This is a genomic window from Mesorhizobium sp. M6A.T.Cr.TU.017.01.1.1, from assembly GCF_004023115.1.
In the GTDB taxonomy this organism is placed as follows: Bacteria; Pseudomonadota; Alphaproteobacteria; order Rhizobiales; family Rhizobiaceae; genus Mesorhizobium; species Mesorhizobium mediterraneum.
Window position 1 is genome coordinate 1 of sequence record NZ_RZTA01000066.1, and the last position, 22,409, is coordinate 22,409.

The following is a 22,409-nucleotide window of genomic DNA, read 5'->3' on the forward strand; positions in this document are numbered from 1 at the left end:
CCGGGGCAAGCTGCTTGGCGATGTCGATCAGCGGCAGACTGATAATCGCGCGAAGGCCCTCGCTCCGGTTCTCCAGCACGATGTCGCCGCCATGGTGACGGGCGATGGCGCGGGCGATTGACAGGCCGAGCCCGACGCCGCCGGTCTCCCGGTTGCGCGACTGCTCCAGGCGGAAGAAGGGGGCGAACACCTGTTCCATGTCGCCTTGCGGAATGCCGGGTCCGGCGTCCTCGACGACGATGTCCAGACTGTCGTCACTCCTGACCAGGCTCACATTGGCCTGCTCGCCGTAGCGGACGGCATTTTCGACGAGGTTGCGGATCGCCCGGCGCAGGGAGTCCGGCCGGCAGCGATACAGCACCTTGGGCCCGTCATTGACGGTGACGTTTTGGCCCAGCTCCGCGAGATCGTCGCAGAGGCTGCCGACCAGTGCTGAAAGGTCGACGGTGCGCGTCGCCTCTACCGCGGCGTCCTCACGCGCGAAGGCGAGCGCCGCTTCCGTCATCGTCTGGATTTCCTCGATGGTCTTCAGCATCTTTTCCTGGAGTTCGTGATCCTGGACAAACTCCGCGCGCAGCCGCAGCGAGGTCAGCGGCGTGCGCAGGTCGTGGCTGATCGCCGCAAGCATCCGCGTGCGGTCCTCGACGAAGCGCTGCAGGCGCTCCTGCATGCGGTTGAACGCCTCGGCGGTCTGGCGGATGTCGTCGGGTCCTGATTCTGGCAGCCGCGGCACGGCCTCGCCACGACCGAACAGTTCGGCGGCATTGGCGAGCCGTCGCAGCGGACGCGCGATTGCCTGCGCCCCGAAAATCGCGATGGCGGACAGGATGAGCGCGGTGAGCGCCAGCGATATCGCCGATTGCGTCGTCCAGAAGGCGTTCGGCATTGCCTTGGCGTAGGCGGCATTCAGCCAGGTGCTGTCGTCGAGACGAACCGAAAGGCCCATGCCGTTTGGGGCGGCGTCCATATAAAGAAACTTGGCCGGCCGCGAGAAGGGCCTGCCATTGCCGGACAAATCCAACATGCGCGGCGGCACGGAACGATCGGCGGCATCGACTGCGTTCGAGGCCTGTCCGTTCATGTAGGCGGCATATTTGCCGGCAATCCCGGGCAGCGGCTTGGCGAGCTGGGTAAATGCCTCCTGTTGCCAAGCGAGGGGATTGCTCGGTCCGTCGTCCGAGGTCCAGAAACGCGTATAGGCCGTGCCGCTGACGTTGAGGATGTCGGGCCGAAGCGATGGCGGCGTGGTGTCAAGCAGAAGCGCCAGCGAGGAGGTGCGGCTGACGAACTCGCCCTTGGCCGCCGCGTGCAGGGCTTGGCCGCGCTCGTCCCACGAGATCAGGAACGTGATCGCCTGCGACAGGGCGAGCGCAAGCAGCACCAGCATGAGGAAGCGGGCCGCCAGGCTGCGTCTCCACAACAGCATCATGCCTGGGCCACCTCGGCGGTGAAGCAGTAGCCGCCGCCCCAGTGCGTCTTGATCAGCATCGGACTCTTCGGATCCGCCTCGATCTTCTTGCGCAGCCGGCTCACCTGGTTATCGACGGCCCTGTCAAACCCGTCGGCGGTGCGCCCGACCGTGAGGTCGAGCAACTGATCCCGGCTAAGCACGATTCCGACATGCTCGATGAAGGCGGTGAGAAGGCGGAATTCAGCCGTGCTGAGCGCGACTGCCACGCCGTCGAGACCGACCAGCTCGCGGCGGCCGACATTCAGCGTCCAGCGGTCGAACCGAAGCGCGTTCGACTTGAGGCGGCCGCGCTGCGGCGGCAGGCTGTGGACGCGCCTGAGCACAGCCTTGATCCGCGCCAGCAGTTCCCGCGGGTTGAACGGCTTGGTCAGGTAGTCGTCGGCCCCGATCTCGAGGCCCACGATCCGGTCGATCTCCTCGGCCATGGCGGTGAGGAAGATGATCGGAACGTCGACCGTCCCGCGCACGTGCCGGCAGGCGGCGATGCCGTCCTCGCCAGGCATCATGACGTCGAGCACGATGAGATCGGGCAGGCTGCGGTCGAGCAGCCGCTTGAGCGCGGCCGTGCTGTCGGCGACGCTGACGCGGTAACCCTGCTGGGTGAGGTATTTCCCGACGAGGTCGCGGATGTCCCTGTGGTCGTCGACGACCGCGATGTGCTGCGCCACTTCCATGCAATGCTCCAAAGCCGCCGCCAAATAGTCGGCCAGTATCGACGATATCTAGTTTGCGTCTACACGGATGATCACCTTCCGCACCATGGCGGCAATCTCGCGCGGCATCAACAAACCGTGAGAAGTGTAACGAAGTGTATCAGAACGCTTCGCCTGCGACAGCTTGCGATGAACTGACGGTCATCGGGACAAGGTTCTGCGACAGGTCCTGGCTAATTTGGCCTCGTCGCTAGCCGGGACTTCCGGTCTCTGCCGCCAGGCCATGCCGCGCGGCATCCGGACGGCGGTCCTCGCCAGCCTTTGATCGAAAGGATTGCACAATGGCCAGATTGATCGTCAACGGCACGCCACGTGACATCGAGGTCGATCCGGACACGCCGCTGCTATGGGTGATCCGCGAGCAGATCGGGCTTACCGGAACGAAGTACGGTTGCGGGGTTGCCGCTTGCGGCGCCTGCACCGTCCATATAGACGGCGCCGCCACGCGCTCGTGCGTGCTTCCGGTGAGCGCGGTCGAGCCGGACCAGCAAATCACCACCATCGAGGGGCTTTCGCCGGATAGTTCGCATCCGGTCCAGCAGGCGTGGCTGGCGCTCGACGTGCCGCAATGCGGCTACTGCCAGGCCGGCATGATCATGGCTGTGGCGGGTCTGCTCATGCAGAACCCGAACCCCACGGACGAAGACATCAACGCCGAGATCACCAATATCTGCCGCTGCGGCACCTACAACCGGGTGCGCGCCGCGATCAAGCTGGCCGCCAATGGCGGTGAAGCCACGCAACGCGGTTGAGGAGAATATCCATGAACGCCATAATTTCCATCTCCCGCCGCAGCTTCATCGTTGGCGTGGCCTCCACGGCTGGCGGCCTGTCCCTCGGGTTCAACGTGCCGTTCATCAAGCCTGCACTTGCCGAGGGCGCCGAGACGGCGCCGGAGATCAACGCCTGGGTGGTGATCAGGCCCGACGACACGGTGATCATCCGCATCGCCCGCTCCGAGATGGGGCAGGGGACTCTGACCGGCCTGGCGCAACTCGTCGCCGAGGAGCTGAATTGCGACTGGTCCAAGGTCACGACCGAATATCCGTCGCCGGCCCAGAATCTCGCGCGCGACCGCGTATGGGGCAATTTCTCGACCGGTGGCAGCCGAGGCATCCGCGAATCGCACGAATATGTGCGCATTGGTGGCGCCATCGCGCGCGAGATGCTGATTGCCGCTGCGGCCGCCGAATGGGGCGTGCCGGCCAGCGAATGCACCGCAAGGATGGGCATGGTCACGCATGCGGCATCGGATCGCGCCACCTTTTATGGACAGTTGGCCGCCGCCGCTGCGCGGATGACGCCGCCCGCCAATGTCACGCTGAAGGACCCGAAGGATTGGACCATAGCCGGCAAGCCGCTGCCGCGGCTTGATACGGCCGATAAGCTCAACGGCAGCCAGGTCTACGGCACTGACCTCAAGCTGCCGAACATGCTCAACGCGGCAATCCGGGCCTGCCCGTATTTCGGCGGCAAGGTGGAGAGCTTCGACGCGGCGGCGGTGGCTGAAATGCCCGGCGTGCGCACCGTCGTTCAGGTCGACGAGACCGCTGTTGCTGTTGTAGCCGACACGTGGTGGCGGGCGAAGACCGCTCTCGATGCCTTGCCGGTCGTCTGGGACGAAGGTCCCAACCGGCAGGTCACCAGCGCCTCGATCGCGGCGATGCTCGAAGAAGGCCTCGGCGCAAATGACGCCTTCATTGGCGCCGAGCAAGGTGACGCTGGAGCCGCCCTGTCCGCTGGCGGCCGAACGGTCACGGCGACTTATGCCTATCCCTATCAGAACCACGCAACCATGGAGCCGATGAACGCGACGGCGCTCTACACGCCGGAGCGCTGCGAGGTTTGGGTGCCGACCCAGAATGGCGAGGCGAGCCTTGCCGCAGCGGCCGAGGCCGCCGGCCTGCCGGTGCAGCAATGCGAGGTGCATAAGATCCATCTCGGCGGCGGCTTCGGCCGGCGCGGCAACTTCCAGGACTATGTGCGCCAAGCGGTCAGCATTGCCAAGCAGGTGCCGGGAGCACCCGTAAAGCTCATCTGGTCGCGTGAAGAGGACATGCTGCACGGCGCCTATCATCCGACGACGCGGTGCCGACTGACGGGCGCGCTCGACGCGGACGGCAACCTGACCGCTCTGCACATGCGTATATCCGGCCAGTCGATCCTTGCGGCGGTGCGGCCGGAAGGCATGCAGAACGGCATGGACCCGGTCGTCTTCCAGGGCCTCGTCCTCAGTGGCACGGAAGGCACACTGGGCTACACGGTGGACAATCTGCGGATCGACCATGCCATGCGCAACCCGCCGATCCCGCCGGGCTTCTGGCGTGGCGTGAACCTCAACCAGAATGCGCTCTACGTCGAGTGTTTCATGGACGAACTCGCCCATGCGGCCGGCGTCGACCCGCTCGCCTTCCGCCGCAAGCTGATGGCCAAGCATCCGAAGCACCTCGCCGTGCTGGAGGCGGTTGCCGAGCGGATCGGCTGGGACACCCCGCCAGCCGCCGGCGTTCACCGCGGCCTGGCGCAGATCATGGGTTTCGGTAGTTATGTCGCGGCGGCAGCGGAGGTTTCGGTCACCGACGGGCAGCTCAGGATCCATCGCATCGTGGCGGCCACCGATCCGGGTCATGTCGTCAATCCCGCACAAGTGGAGCGGCAGGTCGAGGGCTCCTTCGTCTATGGCCTTTCCGCCTGCATCTACGGCGAATGCACCGTCAATGGCGGCCGCATGGAGCAGGAGAACTTCGACAGCTACGAGGTCATGCGCATGGCCGAAATGCCTGATGTGGAGACGATCATCGTGCCGTCCGGCGGCTTCTGGGGCGGCGTCGGCGAGCCGACCATCGCGGTCGCCGCGCCGGCCGTCCTCAATGCCATCTTCGCCGCCACCGGAAAGCGCATCCGCACGCTGCCGCTGAAAAACCATGACCTCGCATGACATGATGCGCCCAAAGAACAGGCGCGGACGATCGTTCGCGCCCGTCCTGGTTGCGGCGCTCGCGGCCAGCGCGCCGGCATGGGCCGGCGCAGCGCCTGGTGCGGCGGCGTGCACCGGCTGTCACGGGCCGGCGGCGCTTGGCTCAGCCATCCCCTCGCTCGACGGCCACGCGGCGGACGACATCGTCGCCCAGATGCAAGCCTTCCGTTCCGGTGAGCGCAAGGCGACGGTCATGGACCGCATCGCTAGGGGATATACCGAGGAAGAGACGCGCGCCATCGCCGAATGGCTCGCCAAACCCGAGGCGGCACGCCATGCCCAGCCGTAGAGCCTTGATCGGCGGCGCGGCGGCCAGCGTCGCCGCGGCGGTCCTTGCTGCGCCGCAGGTACGCGCACAGGCGCAGCCCAGCGTGGTCGTGGTCGGCGGCGGCTTTGCCGGGGCAAGCTGCGCCCGCGCACTGAAGCAGCTGGATCGCGACCTTGCCGTGACGCTGATCGAGCCGGAGACAGCCTATCTGGCCTGCCCGTTCAGCAATGCCGTGCTTGCAGGGCTGCGCGGTATCGAGGCGCAGACCTTCGGCTATGACCGGTTCGGCGACATCGGGTTCATCCGAAAGCGCGCTGTCGCCGTCGATGCCGAGCGCCGGCGCGTTCGGCTGGATGACGGAACTGACATCGGCTACGTCAGGCTGGTGCTGGCGCCCGGCGTAGACCTGCGCTTCGACGCGCTGCCGGGCTACGACGAGGCGGCGGCGGAGATCATGCCGCATGCCTGGAAGGCGGGGCCGCAGACGTTGCTGCTGCGCGACCAGCTCGCGGCGATGCCGGACGGTGGGGTGGTCATTCTCTCCGCGCCAGCCAATCCGTTCCGCTGCCCGCCCGGTCCCTACGAGCGAGCAAGCCTCATCGCGCATTACCTCAAGACCAGCAAGCCACGCTCGAAGCTGATCATCCTCGACGCCAAGGACGCCTTTTCGAAGCAGCGGCTGTTCGAAGCCGCCTGGCGAGAGCTCTATCCCGGCCTGATTGAATGGGTGCCGCTGTCCTCGGGCGGCAGGGTGACGGAAGTCGACCCGGTGACAAGGACGCTGGTGACCGAGTTCGGCAGCCACAAGGCCGATATCGCCAACGTCATCCCACCACAACGTGCGGGCAGGATCGCGCAGTCGGCCGGTGTCGCGGATCAGACGGGCTGGTGCCCGATCGACCCGGTCACCTTCGAGTCCCGCCTGCAGCCAGCGATCCACGTCATCGGCGACGCGGCGATCGGTGGGGCGATGCCGAAATCCGCCTTCAGCGCCAACGCCCAGGCAAAAGCCTGCGCTGCGGCGGTCGCCGCGCTGGTCAGGGAGCGGCAGCTGGCGCAGCCGAAGCTCATCAACACCTGCTACAGCCTGATCGCGCCCGGCTACGGCATTTCGATCGCAGGCGTCTACCAGCCGCGCGACGGCCTGCTTGCCGAGGTGGAGGGTGCGGGCGGCACCAGCCCGCTTGAAGCGCCGTCCTCTGTCCGCGAACTGGAAGCGGCCTATGCGGAGGACTGGTTCCGGACGATCACCAGCGAGGTGTTCGGATGATGAGGACGGCTTGCCTCGCTGTTGCGGGATTGCTGCTTGCGGCCTCGTCTGGTGCCTGCGAGGAGGCGGGATCTTACGTCGTGACCGGCGATGCGATCATGGAGCCTCTGGTCGGCGGCAAGGGTGATCCGGCGCGCGGCGCCGCGCTGATCTCGGACCGGCAGCGCAGCCTCTGCACGCTCTGCCACAGCGGGCCGTTCCCCGATGCGCATCTGCACGGCACGCTGGCGCCCGACCTGACCGGCGTCGGGGCAAGGCTTTTGGAAGGCCAGATCCGGCTGCGCGTGGTCGACATGAAACGGCTCGTGCCGAATACGATCATGCCTTCCTACTACCGGATCGCGGAAGAGGAAGGCCGGCGCGTCGCCACCGCCTGGCGCAGCAAGCCGATCCTGACCGGCGCCGACATCGAGGATATCGTCGCCTATCTCACGACGCTGAAGGGGTGATTATGCGCGAAGACCCGCTTCGAGTTCACGGAGGCTTGGTCGGACGGCGGCAGTTTCTTCGGGCCGGCATGACCGGCCTTCTGGTGATCAGCCTGCCGCGCTGGGCCGTTGCCCGTCCGAGCCTCGATGAAGCGATCCGTACCTTCACCGGGGGAGCCGACGTTCTCGACGGCCGCGTCCGGCTCGACCTGCCGCCTTTGGTCGAAAACGGCAATGCGGTCGGGATCACGGTCGCCGCCGAGAGCCCGATGACCGCGGACGATCATGTCCGGCGCATCGCGGTCTTCAACGAGAAAAACCCGGAGGCGAATGTCGCGGTTTTCCGTCTCGGGCCGCGCTCGGGCCGCGCCACCGTCTCGACGAGGATCCGGCTCGCGACCTCCCAGGTGGTGGTCGCGGTCGCTGAGATGAGCGACGGCAGCTTCTGGTCAAGCCGTGCAAGCGCGATCGTCACGCTGGCCGCTTGTATCGAGGATCTCTCATAATGGCGCGCGCACTCGTCAACGTGCCGAAAGCGGCCAGGCAGGGCGAGGTCGTCGAGATCCGAGCGATGATCGCGCATCCGATGGAGACCGGCTACCGTGTCGGCCCAAACGGCATCAACATCCCACGCGACATCATCCGCCGTTTTGCCTGTACCTACAACGGCGAGGAGGTGTTTTCGGCCGATCTCTTTCCAGCGGTATCGGCCAATCCGTTCATCGCCTTCACGCTCGTCGCCACGACGAGCGGCACGATCGACTTCACCTGGACGGACGATGCCGGAAAGACTCAAACGGCATCGGCCGAAATCACGGTGGGCTGATGCGTGCCCTCTGGGGCCTGGTGGGGATCATCGCGGCGGTCGTCTGCAGCATGGCTATCGCTGCCGGCATCGAAGGCAGCGCAAAGCGCTCCGGCTTCGACTTCATGACGCCGGAGACGCAGGCGCTGCAAGCCGACGACATGAGCAACCCCGGTATGCTGTGGGTGCTGCAGGGCGAGCAGCTCTGGCAGCAGTCGGAGGGTAGGGCGGATGTCGCCTGCGCCGGCTGCCATGGCGATGCCAGTCAGACTATGCGCGGCGTTGCCACGCGCTACCCGGCCTTTGACGAGGCGACGGGACGGCCGATCGACCTTGCCGGGCGCATCAATTCCTGCCGCGGGGAGCGGCAGCAGGCCGAGCCGCTGACGCCGGAATCTGACGCGTTGCTCGCCCTGACGGCCTATGTGACGCATCAGTCGCGCGGCATGCCAATCACACCGGCGATCGACGCCCGGCTGGCGCCGTTTCGCGACAACGGTCGGCGTCTGTTCCAGAGCCGTATCGGCCAGCTCGATCTTTCCTGCGCCTCCTGCCACGACGACAATTGGGGCAAACGGCTCGGCGGCAGTGTCATGCCGCAGGCGCATCCGACCGGCTATCCGCTCTACCGGCTGGAGTGGCAGACGGTCGGTTCGCTGCAGCGGCGCCTGCGCAACTGCATGATCGGGGTCAGGGCGGAGCCCTTCGCCTTTGGCGCACCGGAACTCGTTGACCTTGAGCTCCATCTGATGGAGCGGGCCCGTGGCTTGCGGGTCGAGACGCCGGCGGTCCGGCCGTGATGCCGGCCTGCGGGCCGCTCTTCACCTGTCGCCGACGGACAGTTGATCGCAACGCGGCGCGCGGGTCTGGCAGGCCTTGCCAACCTCGCACATGTCATCGATATGGAGCTTGATGAGTTCACCGAAGGTTTGGCGAAAAGCGCAGTATCGTGGCGCACGCTCGTGTGTACTTGACACAAGCTAACGATTTAAAGTTAAACAAAAACGATGACGTATCAAGCACATAGACTGGCTATTGCGCCGATGATGGATTGGACGGACATCGCGAAAAGCAACGTCTATTCAGCAACTTAAGGGGCGTCACCTCCTCGAAGTTGTACTGCTGTCGTACTCGTCAGCAGCGCTTGGGCACAAAATGGGTCGCGTTTCAGAGTTGCGTGATTAGTGCAGGATTTGTGAACTTCAGGGTGTGAGTTTTCGAGCCGGAATGCTGGTGCAGGGGCGCCTAAGTATCTCCCGTTTCCGCTTACGCCCACAGGGTCTTCCTTGCCTACGTGCGCTCGCTGCCGCCTACCAGAATGACCGACACCCCAAGCGGTCCGTTTGGGAAGATAGGGTTGACAAGAAAGTGCGATGTCCGCTCAGGGGCCGGCAGCAGACTGGCTGCTTCTTGCTTCCAGAAGGCGAGTAGCGGACATTCAAGCCAATGGCCAATGTCGGGCCGGCCCTGCGGACCAGACGCTGGTCGGTTAGCGATCACAACCCGCCCTACGCACACCACCGTTCGCTGGGCGAGGCTTACACATGAGTATTTTCATCGCCCTCAAGTTTCTGCCGCAGCATCGTCATCACGCTGCGGGCCGCTTCGATGTCTTTTACGGCAAGCCCTTCCGCGAGCGCCTCGACCCGCGGCGTGTACAAGCGAATGGCCGCATCATAGGTCTGCCGTCCCTTGTCGGTCAGCGTCACGAGTTGCGCACGGCGATGATGCGGGTTTGGCTCGAATGCCACCAACTCTTCCTTGGTCAGATCGTTGACGATGCGCTGAACGTTCTGGCGATTGGCGCCGAGATCGCGCGCAAGCCAGGCGACCGGCTGTGGCCGTTCCGCCGCCACGACGGCCCCCAGGATCTGCCAACGGGCACTCGTCAGCCCTAGAGGCGCCACGAGCCGGTCGCCCCAGGCAAGGGTCAGGTTGTTCACCCGGAACATCGTCAGAATGAGATCGGTCAAGGCATCTCCGGCTGAGGTGCGCTGTGGTTTGTTCATTTGTCACCATATGATGCTATTGACATGATGATGTCAATTCATTATGTGTCGATGGTACCCAGTCGACATAATGATGTCAAATCGCCGCTTCGGTGGCAATTCACCTTCAGGAGACCTTCATGCCCACCATGCGCCCCCTCGATCCTGCCTTTCCCATCGACCGTCAGATCGGAATCGATGCCAAGGCCATCGTGCTCATCAATCTGTTCACGCTCGATCCGGCCGACGAAGCGGTGTTTCTTCAAGCGTGGGAGGACGATGCGTCCTTCATGAAGACCCAGCCGGGCCTCATTTCCATCCAGCTCCACCGCGCCATCGGCGAAAACCCGACCTACCTGAACTACGCAGTCTGGGAATCGACGGCCGCCTTCCGGGCCGCGTTCACTCATCCCGAATTCAGAGCGAAACTGGGAGCCTATCCGTCGTCGGAGGTTGCCTCTCCGCACTTGTTCCAGAAGGTGGCGGTGCCCGGCATCTGCGTCGCATAAACGCGACGCCTGCAGCCCGAAGTCATCACAATCGAAATCAAGCCAAGAGGAGAGAGTCCGATGCGACTCCTGTTCAACATACTCGCCGTCACGGGTTCGGCCATGTTCGCCGGAGTCATGCTGACTATTGGTGTGACGCTCGGCGGCTACTGGAAGAGCCTCCCCGCAGCCGAGTTCCTCGACTGGTTCAGCCAGAACAACGGGTTCATTTCCGGGGCGATTCCTATTGTCGTCGTTCCGACCCTCGTCGGCCTGATCGGCTCCCTCTGGCTCGGCTGGGGCGACGTTGGGCCGCGTATGCTCTGGATCGGATCGGCCGCCTGCATCGCGGGCGTCCTGGCGCTCACAATGATCTGGTTCGTGCCAACCAACGCTCAGTTCGCGGCCAAAGCCCTGCCCCTCGACCAGGTTCCTGACCGGCTCAACACCTGGATCATGATTCACTACGTCCGCATCGGGCTTGCCGCCGCCGCCTCGGTGCTGGGCGTGCTCGCCATCAGCCGGTGAAGACACAGAAACCATGACCAAGCTCATTCATCCCGTCGCAGGCACGATCGCGCTCCTAACGATCCTGACCTTCTGGTTCTCGACCGTGCTCGCTGAACTATTCGCCTCCGACGGCACCATCATCGCCGTCAAGACGGCCATACCATGGGGCTTCCTGCTGCTGGTCCCTGCCATCGCTGCAGCAGGCGGCTCGGGCCTTGCCCTTTCCGGCGGACGGCGGGCCGGTGTTGTCGGCGCGAAGCTCAGGCGCATGCCGGTGATTGCGGCAAACGGCATCCTGGTGCTTATCCCCTCCGCGTTGTTCCTCGCGGCCAAGGCGCACGCGGCAGAATTCGACACCATGTTCTACGCTGTGCAAACGCTCGAGATGATCGCGGGGGCGACGAACATCGCGCTGCTCAGTCTCAACATGCGCGACGGTCTCAAGCTATCAGGCAGGCTCAATCGCCAGAGCGTTACGCATGAAGTGCAATTGGTTGGTCGCGACATGGTTGCCGACGGCACCATGGCGTTTCGCTTCGCCAAGCCGGCCGGTTTCCGTCATCTGGCCGGCCAGTCGATATCGCTCACGCTGCTCAACCCGTCCGAGACGGACAGCAAGGGTAGCTCCCGCCACCTCACGCTGGCCAGCGGGCCAGAGGAGCCGGAGTTGATGGTCGCAACGCGCCTCCGCGATACGGCATTCAAGCGTTCCCTGGCGTCGCTCCCCATGGGCGGCGGGGTGCGCATGACTGATCCAAATGGCGACTTGACCCTGCACGACGATCCGATGCGACCGGCGGTGTTCCTTGCTGGCGGCATCGGCATCACGCCGTTTCTGGCCATGGCTCGCTATGCCGCCGCGGCAAGGCTGCCCCACCGCATCACGCTATTTTATTCGAACCGCCGGCCGGAGAACGCAGCCTTTCTCGGGGAACTGCAATGGCTGCAGAAGACCAACCCTAACTTCAACGTTGTCGCCACGATGACAGCGGCGAGTGAAGTGGCTCAACCCTGGGATGGGCAGACTGGAGCGATCAATGCCGCGTTGATGCGGCGGCATCTGCCCGACATGCTCGCGCCTATCTACTACCTTGCGGGATCGCCGGCGATGGTCGGAGCCATGCACGAGATGCTCAGCGGGTTGGGCGTCAACGATGGGGATGTACGCAGCGAGGAGCTCTCCGGCTACTAACGGCGTGGAAGGAGACTTACAGCTCGGTCTCCGGTGACCGCTTTCGGGATGTGGCAGACACTAGCCCAATGGCCGACATCGGGCGCGAAGCGGACGCTTCCTCAGCGCTACATCTGCATTTTCCAACCGCTCATCTGGGAAAACTCCCTCTGGGCCACCGGTCTGCGCTTATCAAGGTAGTCTGCCAAATCCTGCAAATGGATACCCATGGCACATTTCTGATTTGTTTCTATTCGCATGAGCGGCAAGGCGATGTCGCCTGAACTGAGTTTGCGGAGAAAGTTCGGGAGCGTCAGGTGCGAAAAGAAATCGCGCCGGACCTGATCCAGCGGAATGATGGCCTTACCATTGTATTGGGCCATGAGCAGAAAAGCGGTGTTGAATGACATTGATGGTTATGCTTTGAAAATTAGAATGAAATGAGTCACATCTCACAGAGGCCGGCGTCGCGAAAAGCAACGTATACAGCTTAGTGGAACCAGTTCCTCTAAGTTGTACTGTCGTTGTACTCGTCCGGCGCGTTTGGGCGAAAACCGGGCGCATTACGGGGAAGGGGGCACAATGGCGGATAATGCCTTCCACCAATCCCGGAGGCATTCCGATGAACAAGTTTGAACTGGAATTCTTTGGCGTCAGTCTCAAGGCGCACGGCTGCAGTTTGCGTGATGCTCTGTCGTAGAATCCGTCTGCCAACTAAACACTGATCGACGGCCATACGAGGCCGATGCGGCGCGTTCGCTAGCGACGAATGCATGGAAAGACGGATTATCCGAGGTTCGCTCCAGCCGGCGTGCCTGATCATCCAGCCGTCGAAAGGCGGCCAACTCCTCTTTGCGTCCGAGCACAACCGAGATAGTTGTCGTTATCCACTATCTCCGCTACGCTCGTGCTGACGTCGTTTGCTTGCAGCCGCCGACCTGGTGCGAAGGGAGTGCCGACATGGCGAACAGCACGAAGGGTGCCCAACGCGGCGGCGAGCCTCTGCTGGCTGTCGAACGATTGACGGTGAGCCTGCCGAGCAACATGGAGCGAGCGTTCGCGGTCGAAGACGTATCGTTTAAACTGCACGCTGGCGAGATTCTTTGCATTATCGGCGAATCCGGTTCCGGCAAGTCGGTGACGGCGAACGCGGTGATGGGACTATTGCCCTCGACCATCCGCGTCACGTCGGGCAAGATCCTGTTCAAGGGCCAGGAGATCACCGGCGCCAACGAAACGACGCTGCGCGGGCTTCGCGGCCGCGCGGTATCGATCATCTTCCAGGATCCGCTCTCCGCGCTCAATCCTTTGATGACGGTCGGCGCCCAGATTGTCGAGGTCATGCGCGCGCACAATGTCGGCGACCGCGACAGCCGCGCGCTCCGGGTGCTGGAATTGCTGGAAGAGGTTGGCCTGCCCGAACCGCCGCTGATGCAACACCAATATCCGTTCCGCCTTTCCGGCGGACAGCGACAGCGCGTGATGATCGCGATGGCGCTGGCGCTCGATCCCGATGTGCTGATTGCCGACGAGCCGACAACGGCATTGGATGTGACGACGCAGGCGCAGATCCTCGAATTGATCCGCAAGATCCAACGACGCAAGGGCATGAGCGTGATGTTCATCACCCATGATTTCGGCGTCGTCTCCGAGATCGCCGACCGCGTCGTCGTCATGGAGAAGGGCAAGCTGGTCGAACAGGGCCTGACCGCCGACGTGCTCAACCGTCCCAGTCATCCCTATACGCAACGGTTGATTGCGGCCGTGCCGCGCGTGCGCTCGCTAGAGCGCGAGAAACACGCGGCACAGCCGGTGGTGATCGAGGTAGACAAGCTCAACAAAATCTATGGCGGGCAGGGAAGTTTCTTCACCAAGGCGCGCATCGTGCATGCGGTCAATGATGTCAGCTTCTCGATCCGCAAAGGCCAGACGCTGGGCATCGTCGGCGAATCCGGCTCCGGAAAGTCGTCGCTAGGAAGGGTCCTGCTCAAGCTCGCGGAGCCCGACAGCGGACGCATTATGTTCGACGGACGTGACATCGCGGCAATGTCGGCCGCCGCGTTCCGCCCGATGCGTCCGTTGATCCAGATGATATTCCAGGATCCGTTCGCCTCGCTCAACCCGCGCCACACCGTGGGCCGGATCCTGACTGTCGGTCCCGTCGCGCATGGCATGGCGGCGGCGGAGGCGCGCAGCAAGGCGCTGCGCCTCCTCGGGACGGTGCGGCTCGACCGCGGCGCCTATGACCGCTTTCCGCACGAATTTTCCGGCGGGCAGCGGCAGCGCATCGGCATCGCGCGCGCCCTGATGTTCGACCCGTTGCTGCTGGTGGCCGACGAGGCGGTCTCGGCGCTCGACGTCTCCATCCAGGCGCAGATCGTGCAGCTGCTCACCGAGATCCAGCGCGACACCAATGTGGCGATGATGTTCATCACCCACGATCTGCGCATCGCGAGCCAGATCTGCGACGAAATCGCGGTCATGTATAAGGGCCGCGTGGTCGAGTCCGGAACCCCGGTACAGGTATTCCGCGATCCCCAGAACGACTACACCAAACGGCTCGTGGCGGCCATTCCTGGCGCGGACTGGGAGAGCGCAGCCTGAGGCCAGCGGCATCGCAAAAGGAGCCGACTACAGGATCTTTCCGCTTAGCCGCGAAATATAGTTGCAAATGTCCACTATCTGGCATTTGATTACGTTCTAACTTGGAAATGTCCTGACGACCGGTTCCTGCCGGGTTGGGGAGCGTCTGTTGCGCTCCGCGATCGGCGAAGCCGTGGAAGCGGAGCGGAAGTACGCGTGAACGCACGGTCGAAAACGCCGCCGACGTCGATCACCGAAGTCACGCTGGACGTGCTCGAGGACACGCTGAGCTTTTATATCCGCACCATGAACATCGCGGTGTCGCGCGACCTCGATGACAAGCTCGAAGGCCTCGACGTGGCCAAGGGCACCGGCAAGATCACCACATTGCTGCTGGTCGACAGCCATCCCGGCATCCGTCCCTCGATCATTGCCCAACTGATCCTGCGCGATCGCTCCGCCACCGGCCGGCTGATGGAGCAGATGGAAGATCATGGCCTGATCACGCGGCGGCAGTCCTCGACCGACAGCCGCGCGCAGGAACTCTACATCACCGAGAAGGGCGCCGCGCTCGCCGCACGAATCCGCCCGCTGGTGACGGAACAGTCCAGGGACTTCTTCAAATTCATCTCCGCCGAGGAACAGCAGCAGCTGATGGACATCCTCAAGCGCGCCTATCGGCGTATCGTGGGCCTGCCGTGACACGGAACCGGGTCGCGCTGGTCTCCGGAGCGAGCCGCGGCATCGGCGCGGCGACAGCGCGGGAGCTCGCACGGCAGGGCTGGCGGCTCTCGCTCGGCATGCGCGACCCCCGGCTGCCCGAATGGGCCGATCCCGCCTCGGTCCACATCCATGCCTACGACGCTGCCGGCGCCGACCTCGAGACCGGATGGGTGACGGCGGCGACGGCACGTTTCGGGCGGATCGACGCCATTGTCGCTAGTGCGGGCATTTGCAGCACCAGTACGGTCATCGAGGCCGATGACGACGAACTGAACCGGCTTCTCGAGATCAATTGCAAGGCGCCGCGCCGGCTGGCCAAGGCGGCGTGGAACGCGCTTACGGCGAGCGGGCGCGGCAGGGTGATCATCCTCGGCTCGCTTTCGGGCAAAAGGGTCAAGCACGCGGGCTCCGGCCTCTATTCGATGACGAAATTCGCGGCTGTTGCGCTTGCCCATGGCATTCGCCACGCCGGCTTCGATGTCGGCATCCGTGCCACCGCGGTCTGTCCTGGCCTGGTCGACACCGACATGGCCCGCGCGCTCGAGGCGCGCGCCCCGGCTGACATGACCGACCCGGCCGATCTTGCTCGCATCATCGCCATGCTCGTCGATCTGCCCAATGAAGCGAGCGTCGCCGAGTTCACCCTGAATTGCCAACTGGAAGAATTCTACTGACATGCCAGGTCCCTATGTCGTTCCCGTTCATGGCGATGCCGAATTGCCCGAAAAAGTCGACGTTGTCGTTATCGGTGGTGGCATCATCGGCAGTTCGACCGCGCTTGAACTCGCCGAGCGTGGCCTGAGCGTGGCGCTGTGCGAGAAGGGTGGCATTGGCCACGAGCAGTCGAGCCGCAATTGGGGATGGGTGCGCATTTCGCGGCGCGATCCGCGTGAGGTGCCGCTGATGGCGGAAGCGTTGCGTCTTTGGAGCAACCTCGACAAGCGCGTCGAAGCGCATACCGGGTACACGCGCGCCGGCATCATCTTCACCTGCGAAACGGATCGCGATTTTGCCGAACACGAGCGCTGGAACCGCAACCTCGAACCGTACCAACTGGAATCGCGCATGCTGAGCGGCGCCGAATTCAAGGCGATGTTTCCCGACTCGCGGTTAGACATCAAAGGCGCGCTCTATACACCGGTCGACGGCCGCGCCGAGCCGCAGAAGGCAGCTCCGGCGATAGCCGAGGCGGCACGGCGCAATGGCGCGACGGTGCTGACCGAATGCGCGGTGCGCGGCATCGAAACCAGTGCCGGCAAGGTTTCAGGCGTGGTCACGGAACGCGGGCCGATCGCCTGCGCCGCGGTGGTGCTGGCCGGCGGGGCCTGGTCGAGCCTGTTCTCCGGCAATCACGGTCTGCGCCTGCCGCAGCTCAAGGTGATGAATTCGGTGATCCGCACCAAGCCTCTCGAAGGCGGGCCGGATCAGGCGATCTGGGCGAAAAGCTTCGCGGTTCGCAAGCGCAGGGATGGCGGCTATACCATCGCTTCCGGGCACGAGAACGTCGTCGACATCGTGCCGAAGAGTTTCCGCTTCGCCGCCGACTTCATACCCGCCCTGCGCGCCGAATGGCACTCGCTGCGGTTTCGGCTCGGCGGCCGCTTCTTCGATGAAGCGCGGATCCCCAGCCGCTGGTCGCTCGATGAGGCAAGCCCCTTCGAATACAACCGCGTGCTCGACCCCCAGCCGTCCAAGAAACTTTCCGATGCTGCGCTGGTCGAACTCACCCAGGCTTTCCCGGCGTTCGCAAAGGCTGAGATCGCGCAGCGCTGGGCCGGCTACATCGACGTCACCCCGGACGCCGTCCCGGTGATCTCGGCCATCGACAGCACTCCAGGCTTCCACATCGCAACCGGCTTTTCCGGTCACGGTTTCGGCATCGGCCCGGCTGCCGGCAGGCTCATGGCCGACATCGTCACCAACCGCACGCCCATCGTCGACCCCGGCGCTTTCCGCTTTTCGCGCTTCAGCGACGGATCGAAGATCGAGCTGATCACCGGATTCTAGTTGAACCAGGCCGCTCCGGCAGAAGGGCGGATTGATAATGAGCAACGCAACCGCGTAACTACAGAGGAGAATGACATGGCCACCGACAAGACCACATTGTTTCCGGAAATTAGCCGGCGCAAAGCACTCGGCCTGATGGCCGCCACCGGCGCCAGCCTCGCTGTGCCGGCGCTCATCGGTCGCGGCTCCGCGCTGGCGGCCGCACCCGACAAGCCGACGGGCCAGCTCATCGTCGGGTTCTCGCAGGAGCCGACGGTGTTCAATCCGCACCTGCTGCATATCGAAGTCGACGAGGGCGTACATTTCGCCATTTTCGATCCGCTGTTCAACGTCGACCCGGATGGCAAGTTCACGCCTGCCCTGGCGGCCGAGGTGCCGACTGTCGAAAATGGCGGTATTTCCGCCGACGGCCTCAACTGGAAGATCAAGCTACGCGACGGCGTCAAATGGCACGACGGGCAACCGTTCACCGCCGAGGACGTCAAGTTCACGCTGGACCTGATGGTCGAGCCCGATTTCCGCAGCTGGCGCCGCGCCGGCCACGACCTCGTGCGTGACATCAAGGTCGTCTCGCCGACCGAGATCACCTGGCGGATGGAAAAGACCTACGCGCCCTATCCTTCGATCCTCGCATCGACCTTCATCGTTCCAAAGCATGCGCTTGGCGAGGCGGCTGACAAGAACACCGCGCCCTTCAACAATGCGCCGATCGGTACCGGCGCGTTCAAATGGGGCAAGCGGGTAGCGGGCGATCACATCGAGCTCCTCGCCAACGCAGACTACTTTGGTGAGGGTCCCTATCTGGAGCGCGTCATCATCAAGTACATCCCGGACCTCAATGTGCTCTACACGCAGTTCAAGTCCGGCGACATCGACATCACCGGCCTGCAGTGGATCACGCCGGACCACTATGAAGAAGCCAAGGGCCTCGCCGATCGCGAGGTCCAACTCGTCGCGGGCAGCACCGTTGAAAGCTTCACGCTCAACATGGGCAAGCCGCAATTCAAGGATCCCGCGGTGCGCTCGGCGCTCTACCACGCGATCGACAAACAAGCGATCATCGACGCGCTCTATTACGGTCTGCCCACGCCAACCGAAACCTACATGCCGCAGCAGTCGTTCTACTACAATCCGGATCTGCCCAAGCACGAGTTCAGCCTGGAGAAGGCCAAGGCGGTGCTGGATGGAGCCGGCTGGCTCGCCGGCGGCGACGGCGTGCGGGCGAAGGACGGGGTCAAGCTCGCCTTCACCTGCTCGACCACGGCGGGCAACCACATCCGTGAGCAAGCGCAGCAGTTCATACAGCAGTCGTTCAAGGACATCGGAGTCGAGATGACCATCTCGAACCTGCCGCCGGCAGTCATGTGGGGCGACTATTGGATGACGTCGCAGTTCGACAGCGTCATCGTCGGCATCGACTTCCTGACCGGCCCCGATCCCGACACCTCGGATTACTTCGCATCGACGTCGAGTGTGGCGACGGGCGGCGCCGGGCAGAACACCTGGCAATACCACAGCCCCGAGGTCGACAAGCTGCTGCAGGAAGGCGGGAACTCTCTGGTGCCCGACGAGCGCAAGGCCTCCTACCTGAAGCTGCAGGAAGTGGTGCGCAATGATCTGCCGCTGCTGCCTCTGTTCCAGTACACCACGGTGCGTGGGCGCAAGAAGGGACTGACGGGCTTCACCCCCAACGTCAACAACCGCATCGACACCTGGAACATCGGCACCTGGTACTGGGAAGCCTGACGCCAACCAAGCCAGATCGGGCGGCTGCGCCCGACCTGGCCCCAATATCGGGCGATCACCATGCTACGCTATATCGTCGGGCGGATCGGGCAAAGCCTGCTGCTGCTGTTCCTCGTGTCGATCATCGGCTACTTCGTGCTGCTGCTTGCCCCGGGTGGGCCGATGTCGCAATTCGCCCTGACGCCCGGCATCAGCAAGCAGGATCTCGACCGCATCGCCGAGCAGATGGGGCTCAACCGTCCAATCATCGTGCAATATGCCGATTGGCTGTGGCATCTGCTGCAAGGTGACTGGGGCGCATCCTTCCGCGACAATCGACCCGTCCTGACGGTGATCCTCGATCATCTGCCGGCGACGCTGCTGCTCATGGGAAGCGCAACGGCGATCGCCATGACGCTCGGCGTATGGATCGGCATCATGGGCGCGATCCGGCGCTATTCCATCTTCGACTACGCCGCGACTGTCGGCGCCATGATTGCGCTGTCGGTGCCTACCTTCTGGTTCGGCCTCATTGCCATCTACGTCTTCTCGCTCAATCTCGGCTGGTTTCCGGCCGGCAACATGTACACGATCGGCAGCGGGTCCGTGGGGGACGTGCTCTGGCACCTCGTGTTGCCGGCATCGGTGCTCGCGCTGGTCGATGTCGCGATCTGGAGCCGCTACATGCGCACCGCGACGCTGGACGTGATCAATCAGGATTTCATCAAGACCGCGCGGGCCAAGGGCCTGTCGCCGCGGCGCGTGCTGTTCAAACACGTCGTAGGCAATGCCCTGCTTCCGATGATCACGCTAGCGGGGCTGCAGGTGCCGGCGCTGCTTGGTGGGGCTCTCGTCACCGAGACCGTGTTTACCTGGCCTGGCATGGGCCGGCTGTTTCTGGACAGCCTCGGCTACAACGACTATCCGGTCGTAATGGGGCTGCTGATGTTCTCGGCCGTGCTGGTGCTGATCGGCAATCTGCTGGCCGATCTAATCAGCGCCTTCGTCGACCCGCGCATCCGGCTGGCGTGAGGATACCGATGATGTCCACCGTCACCCCAGCCAACCTCGACCTGCCTCCCGAGAATTGGTGGCGCAGCCGCACCGCGCGCCGCTTCCGCCGCCATCGGCTGGCGATGTTCGGCGTCGTCATGATCGCGGTGCTGACCATCGCCTGCGTGCTCGGACCCTACCTGCTGCCCTATGACCAGCTCTTTATCGACCTGCGCGCCCGCTTCGCGCCGCCAATGACCGGCGGACATATTTTCGGGACTGACCCGCTTGGCCGCGATGTGGCCGCCCGCCTGTTCCATGCCGGGCGCATCTCCTTGCTGGTCGGGTTCTGCGCCATGCTCATCAGCATCGTCATCGGCACGGTCATCGGCGTCTTGTCCGGCTACTATGGCGGCCGCGTCGACGCCGCGCTGATGCGCTTCACCGACGCCTTCCTCTCATTTCCGAGCATCTTCCTGCTGCTGGCACTCGCGGCCTTCATCCGACCCGACCCGCTGATGATCACCGTCATCATCGCGGTGACGACCTGGATGGAGGTGGCGCGGATCGTTTCGACGGAAGTGCGCTCGTTGCGCGAACGCGACTTCATTCTTGCCGCCCACATGCTCGGCCTCTCCAACCGCTGGATCATGTTCCGCGAACTATTGCCCAACGCCATCGGCCCGATCATCGTCGCTGCGACGCTGACGGTGGCCCGGGCAATCCTGCTCGAAGCCTATGTCAGCTTCCTTGGCTACGGCATCCAGCCGCCGCTGCCGAGCTGGGGCAACATGCTGAATGGCGCCCAGCAATATCTGGGCAGTGCGCCGTGGCTGGCGATCGTTCCCGGCATCGCCATCACGCTCGCGGTCACCAGCTTCAATTTTATCGGGGACGGCCTGCGCGACGCGCTCGATGCCCGCAGCGATCTCAGTTGAGGGGGACGCAGGTGGCGAATTTCTCGCCGTTCGATGCGACGCTTTGGTACGCCACGGCAGGTGAAGCACCATCGACGCGTCCGCTGGACGAGACGGTTCAGGCCGATGTCTGCGTCGTTGGCGCGGGCTACACCGGCATGACCACGGCGCTCGAACTCGCCCGCGCCGGCATCAAGGTTGTGATCCTCGAAGCCGAGCAGGCCGGTTTCGGCGGCTCCGGACGCAATGCCGGCCACTGCACGCCGACCTTTATCCATTTCAGCCTGCCGCAATTGCGCAAGCTTATCGGCGAACCCTGGGCCGAACGGCTGATCCAGCGCCAGACCCGGGCCGCCGATCGTGTCGCCGACATGATCGAGCGCTACCAGATACAGTGCGAATGGGTGCGCAACGGGTTCGTCCAGGCTGCCGCCTATCCATCGGCCGTCGAGACACTCAGGCGCAAGGCGGACGACTACAACGCCGTCGGGGCCCGTACCCGCTTCGTCGATCGCGCCGAAATGGAGGCGATCACGGGCAGCGGGCGCTTTCACGGCGGCTGGGTGCATGAAGAGGCTGGCCATCTTAATCCCCTCGGTTATGCGCGTGGACTGGCCCGCGCGGTCATCCAGGAGGGCGGACGCCTGCATACCGGCTCAGCGGTCACCGAGGTCAAGCCGGAGGCCGGCAAATGGCGCGTCGTCACGGCCAAGGGCGGCGTGCTGGCCGATAAGGTGATCTTCGCGACCGGCGCATATACGGTGGGCGGCTGGCCCAAGCTCGACCAGAGTTTCCGCATCATGCGCGTGTTCGTGGCAGCGACGCAGCCGCTGTCGCAGGAGGAGCGCCGCACGGTGCTGCCGCGCAATACGTCGATCCATGACGGGCGCGGCGACATCTTCGTCTACAAGTACAATGCGGAAGGCCGCATCGTGGCATCCATGTTCCCGATGGGGCGGCGCGGCCGCGATCTCGACTATACGCGCCAGGTGATGACCGATCGCCTGAAATGGCTGCACCCGCAGATCCGTACCGAACTGCGCTGGAAGTACCTCTGGTTTGGCGAGCTCGACATGCAGCAACGCACAATTCCGCGACTTTACGGGCTGGCGCCGGGCGTGGTGGCGCTGACCGGCCTGTCGGGCCGCGGCGTGCCTACTGGGTCGATGCTCGGCGGCATCCTCTCCGAATGGGCGCTTGGCGTGCCGGAAAGGGATCTGTCCCTTAAGGTCGAGCCCCTGCATTACGCGCCGTTCTATATGAGCTTCGCCCCGCAGCTCAGCCTGCGTTATCACCGTGCGCTGGACTGGGTGCGGACCCGGCGTGACGGCGCGACACTGCCCCCGCACGCATGAATTCGCAGTCTCGATGG

23 protein-coding genes and 1 pseudogene are annotated in these 22,409 nt (G+C 64.0%); 19 read left to right on the forward strand and 5 right to left on the reverse strand.

All coding sequences use genetic code 11. The features are described from left to right. Both EOB36_RS20520 and EOB36_RS20525 read right to left on the reverse strand, forming a co-directional pair. Window positions 1-1,429: ATP-binding protein (locus EOB36_RS20520; RefSeq protein ID WP_128285585.1), on the reverse strand; the 1,429-nt coding region annotated here is incomplete at its 3' end. Beyond that, the gene (locus EOB36_RS20525) at window positions 1,426-2,145 is read right to left on the reverse strand and encodes a response regulator (RefSeq protein ID WP_095485165.1); all 720 of its coding nucleotides are present in this window, start codon (window positions 2,143-2,145) and stop codon (window positions 1,426-1,428) included. The genes EOB36_RS20520 and EOB36_RS20525, both read right to left, overlap by 4 nt. Before the next feature lie 320 nt (window positions 2,146-2,465). Between EOB36_RS20525 and EOB36_RS20530 the strand changes: the two genes are divergently transcribed. Genes EOB36_RS20530 through soxA form a run of 8 tightly spaced genes read left to right on the forward strand, consistent with a single transcriptional unit; the run spans window position 2,466 to window position 8,732 of the window. Next, window positions 2,466-2,936, forward strand: a complete 471-nt coding sequence (locus EOB36_RS20530) for a (2Fe-2S)-binding protein (RefSeq protein WP_095485164.1) — start codon at window positions 2,466-2,468, stop codon at window positions 2,934-2,936. An 11-nt stretch (window positions 2,937-2,947) separates the two neighbouring features. Continuing rightward, window positions 2,948-5,122 (forward strand): molybdopterin cofactor-binding domain-containing protein, encoded by a 2,175-nt coding sequence (locus EOB36_RS20535; protein ID WP_128285586.1) that lies wholly within the window; start codon window positions 2,948-2,950, stop codon window positions 5,120-5,122. Further along, window positions 5,109-5,450 carry a c-type cytochrome gene (locus EOB36_RS20540; protein WP_245467846.1) on the forward strand — a complete coding sequence of 114 codons (342 nt, stop codon included), beginning with the start codon at window positions 5,109-5,111 and terminating at the stop codon, window positions 5,448-5,450. The genes EOB36_RS20535 and EOB36_RS20540 overlap by 14 nt, the downstream gene beginning before the upstream one ends. Continuing rightward, the gene (locus tag EOB36_RS20545) at window positions 5,437-6,699 is read left to right on the forward strand and encodes an NAD(P)/FAD-dependent oxidoreductase (protein WP_206637188.1); all 1,263 of its coding nucleotides are present in this window, start codon (window positions 5,437-5,439) and stop codon (window positions 6,697-6,699) included. The genes EOB36_RS20540 and EOB36_RS20545 overlap by 14 nt, the downstream gene beginning before the upstream one ends. Next, the gene (soxX, locus tag EOB36_RS20550) at window positions 6,696-7,148 is read left to right on the forward strand and encodes a sulfur oxidation c-type cytochrome SoxX (protein WP_095485162.1); all 453 of its coding nucleotides are present in this window, start codon (window positions 6,696-6,698) and stop codon (window positions 7,146-7,148) included. The genes EOB36_RS20545 and soxX overlap by 4 nt, the downstream gene beginning before the upstream one ends. Window positions 7,149-7,150: 2 nt before the next feature. Continuing rightward, window positions 7,151-7,633 (forward strand): SoxY-related AACIE arm protein, encoded by a 483-nt coding sequence (locus EOB36_RS20555; protein ID WP_128285587.1) that lies wholly within the window; start codon window positions 7,151-7,153, stop codon window positions 7,631-7,633. Further along, the gene (gene soxZ, locus EOB36_RS20560; RefSeq protein WP_095485160.1) at window positions 7,633-7,953 is read left to right on the forward strand and encodes a thiosulfate oxidation carrier complex protein SoxZ; all 321 of its coding nucleotides are present in this window, start codon (window positions 7,633-7,635) and stop codon (window positions 7,951-7,953) included. The genes EOB36_RS20555 and soxZ overlap by 1 nt, the downstream gene beginning before the upstream one ends. Next, a complete protein-coding gene (gene soxA, locus EOB36_RS20565; RefSeq protein WP_095485159.1) occupies window positions 7,953-8,732 on the forward strand; it encodes a sulfur oxidation c-type cytochrome SoxA in 780 nt (259 codons plus the stop codon). The genes soxZ and soxA overlap by 1 nt, the downstream gene beginning before the upstream one ends. A gap of 738 nt (window positions 8,733-9,470) precedes the next feature. Here the strand turns inward: soxA and EOB36_RS20570 are convergent. Further along, window positions 9,471-9,941, reverse strand: a complete 471-nt coding sequence (locus tag EOB36_RS20570; protein WP_128285588.1) for a MarR family winged helix-turn-helix transcriptional regulator — start codon at window positions 9,939-9,941, stop codon at window positions 9,471-9,473. Window positions 9,942-10,060: 119 nt separating this feature from the next. Between EOB36_RS20570 and EOB36_RS20575 the strand changes: the two genes are divergently transcribed. From EOB36_RS20575 to EOB36_RS35990, 3 genes are read left to right on the forward strand one after another with little or no spacing between them, the layout of a single operon-like run. Beyond that, complete coding sequence (locus EOB36_RS20575) at window positions 10,061-10,429, forward strand: antibiotic biosynthesis monooxygenase family protein (RefSeq protein ID WP_095485157.1); 369 nt, start codon at window positions 10,061-10,063, stop codon at window positions 10,427-10,429. 60 nt (window positions 10,430-10,489) lie between these two features. Continuing rightward, window positions 10,490-10,936 (forward strand): DUF1772 domain-containing protein, encoded by a 447-nt coding sequence (locus EOB36_RS20580; protein WP_095485156.1) that lies wholly within the window; start codon window positions 10,490-10,492, stop codon window positions 10,934-10,936. Between the two features lie 13 nt (window positions 10,937-10,949). Then, on the forward strand, window positions 10,950-12,110 hold the full coding sequence (locus EOB36_RS35990) for an FAD-dependent oxidoreductase (protein WP_095485155.1): 1,161 nt from the start codon (window positions 10,950-10,952) through the stop codon (window positions 12,108-12,110). Window positions 12,111-12,217: 107 nt separating this feature from the next. Here the strand turns inward: EOB36_RS35990 and EOB36_RS20590 are convergent, their stop codons facing one another. Continuing rightward, window positions 12,218-12,499: a pyocin activator PrtN family protein gene (locus EOB36_RS20590; RefSeq protein ID WP_095485154.1), complete on the reverse strand. Its 282-nt coding sequence runs from the start codon at window positions 12,497-12,499 to the stop codon at window positions 12,218-12,220. A 249-nt stretch (window positions 12,500-12,748) separates the two neighbouring features. After that, window positions 12,749-12,952: pseudogene (locus EOB36_RS35270) on the reverse strand (hypothetical protein); the annotation flags it as partial. A gap of 97 nt (window positions 12,953-13,049) precedes the next feature. Here EOB36_RS35270 and EOB36_RS20595 point away from each other — a divergent pair. The 8 genes from EOB36_RS20595 (at window position 13,050) to EOB36_RS20630 (ending at window position 22,392) form a co-directional block, all read left to right on the forward strand. Then, entirely contained in the window at window positions 13,050-14,693 is a 1,644-nt protein-coding gene (locus EOB36_RS20595; protein ID WP_095485546.1) for an ABC transporter ATP-binding protein, read from the forward strand. A gap of 195 nt (window positions 14,694-14,888) precedes the next feature. Further along, complete coding sequence (locus EOB36_RS20600; RefSeq protein WP_095485153.1) at window positions 14,889-15,374, forward strand: MarR family transcriptional regulator; 486 nt, start codon at window positions 14,889-14,891, stop codon at window positions 15,372-15,374. Next, the gene (locus EOB36_RS20605) at window positions 15,371-16,069 is read left to right on the forward strand and encodes an SDR family NAD(P)-dependent oxidoreductase (protein WP_095485152.1); all 699 of its coding nucleotides are present in this window, start codon (window positions 15,371-15,373) and stop codon (window positions 16,067-16,069) included. The genes EOB36_RS20600 and EOB36_RS20605 overlap by 4 nt, the downstream gene beginning before the upstream one ends. A gap of 1 nt (window position 16,070) precedes the next feature. After that, a complete protein-coding gene (locus tag EOB36_RS20610) occupies window positions 16,071-17,402 on the forward strand; it encodes an FAD-binding oxidoreductase (RefSeq protein WP_095485151.1) in 1,332 nt (443 codons plus the stop codon). A gap of 75 nt (window positions 17,403-17,477) precedes the next feature. Next, entirely contained in the window at window positions 17,478-19,148 is a 1,671-nt protein-coding gene (locus EOB36_RS20615) for a peptide ABC transporter substrate-binding protein (protein WP_127204812.1), read from the forward strand. 60 nt (window positions 19,149-19,208) lie between these two features. After that, window positions 19,209-20,159: an ABC transporter permease gene (locus EOB36_RS20620; RefSeq protein ID WP_095485149.1), complete on the forward strand. Its 951-nt coding sequence runs from the start codon at window positions 19,209-19,211 to the stop codon at window positions 20,157-20,159. A gap of 11 nt (window positions 20,160-20,170) precedes the next feature. After that, entirely contained in the window at window positions 20,171-21,058 is an 888-nt protein-coding gene (locus tag EOB36_RS20625; protein WP_095485545.1) for an ABC transporter permease, read from the forward strand. 11 nt (window positions 21,059-21,069) lie between these two features. After that, window positions 21,070-22,392 (forward strand): FAD-binding oxidoreductase, encoded by a 1,323-nt coding sequence (locus EOB36_RS20630; RefSeq protein WP_095485148.1) that lies wholly within the window; start codon window positions 21,070-21,072, stop codon window positions 22,390-22,392. Window positions 22,393-22,409 lie beyond the last annotated feature (17 nt).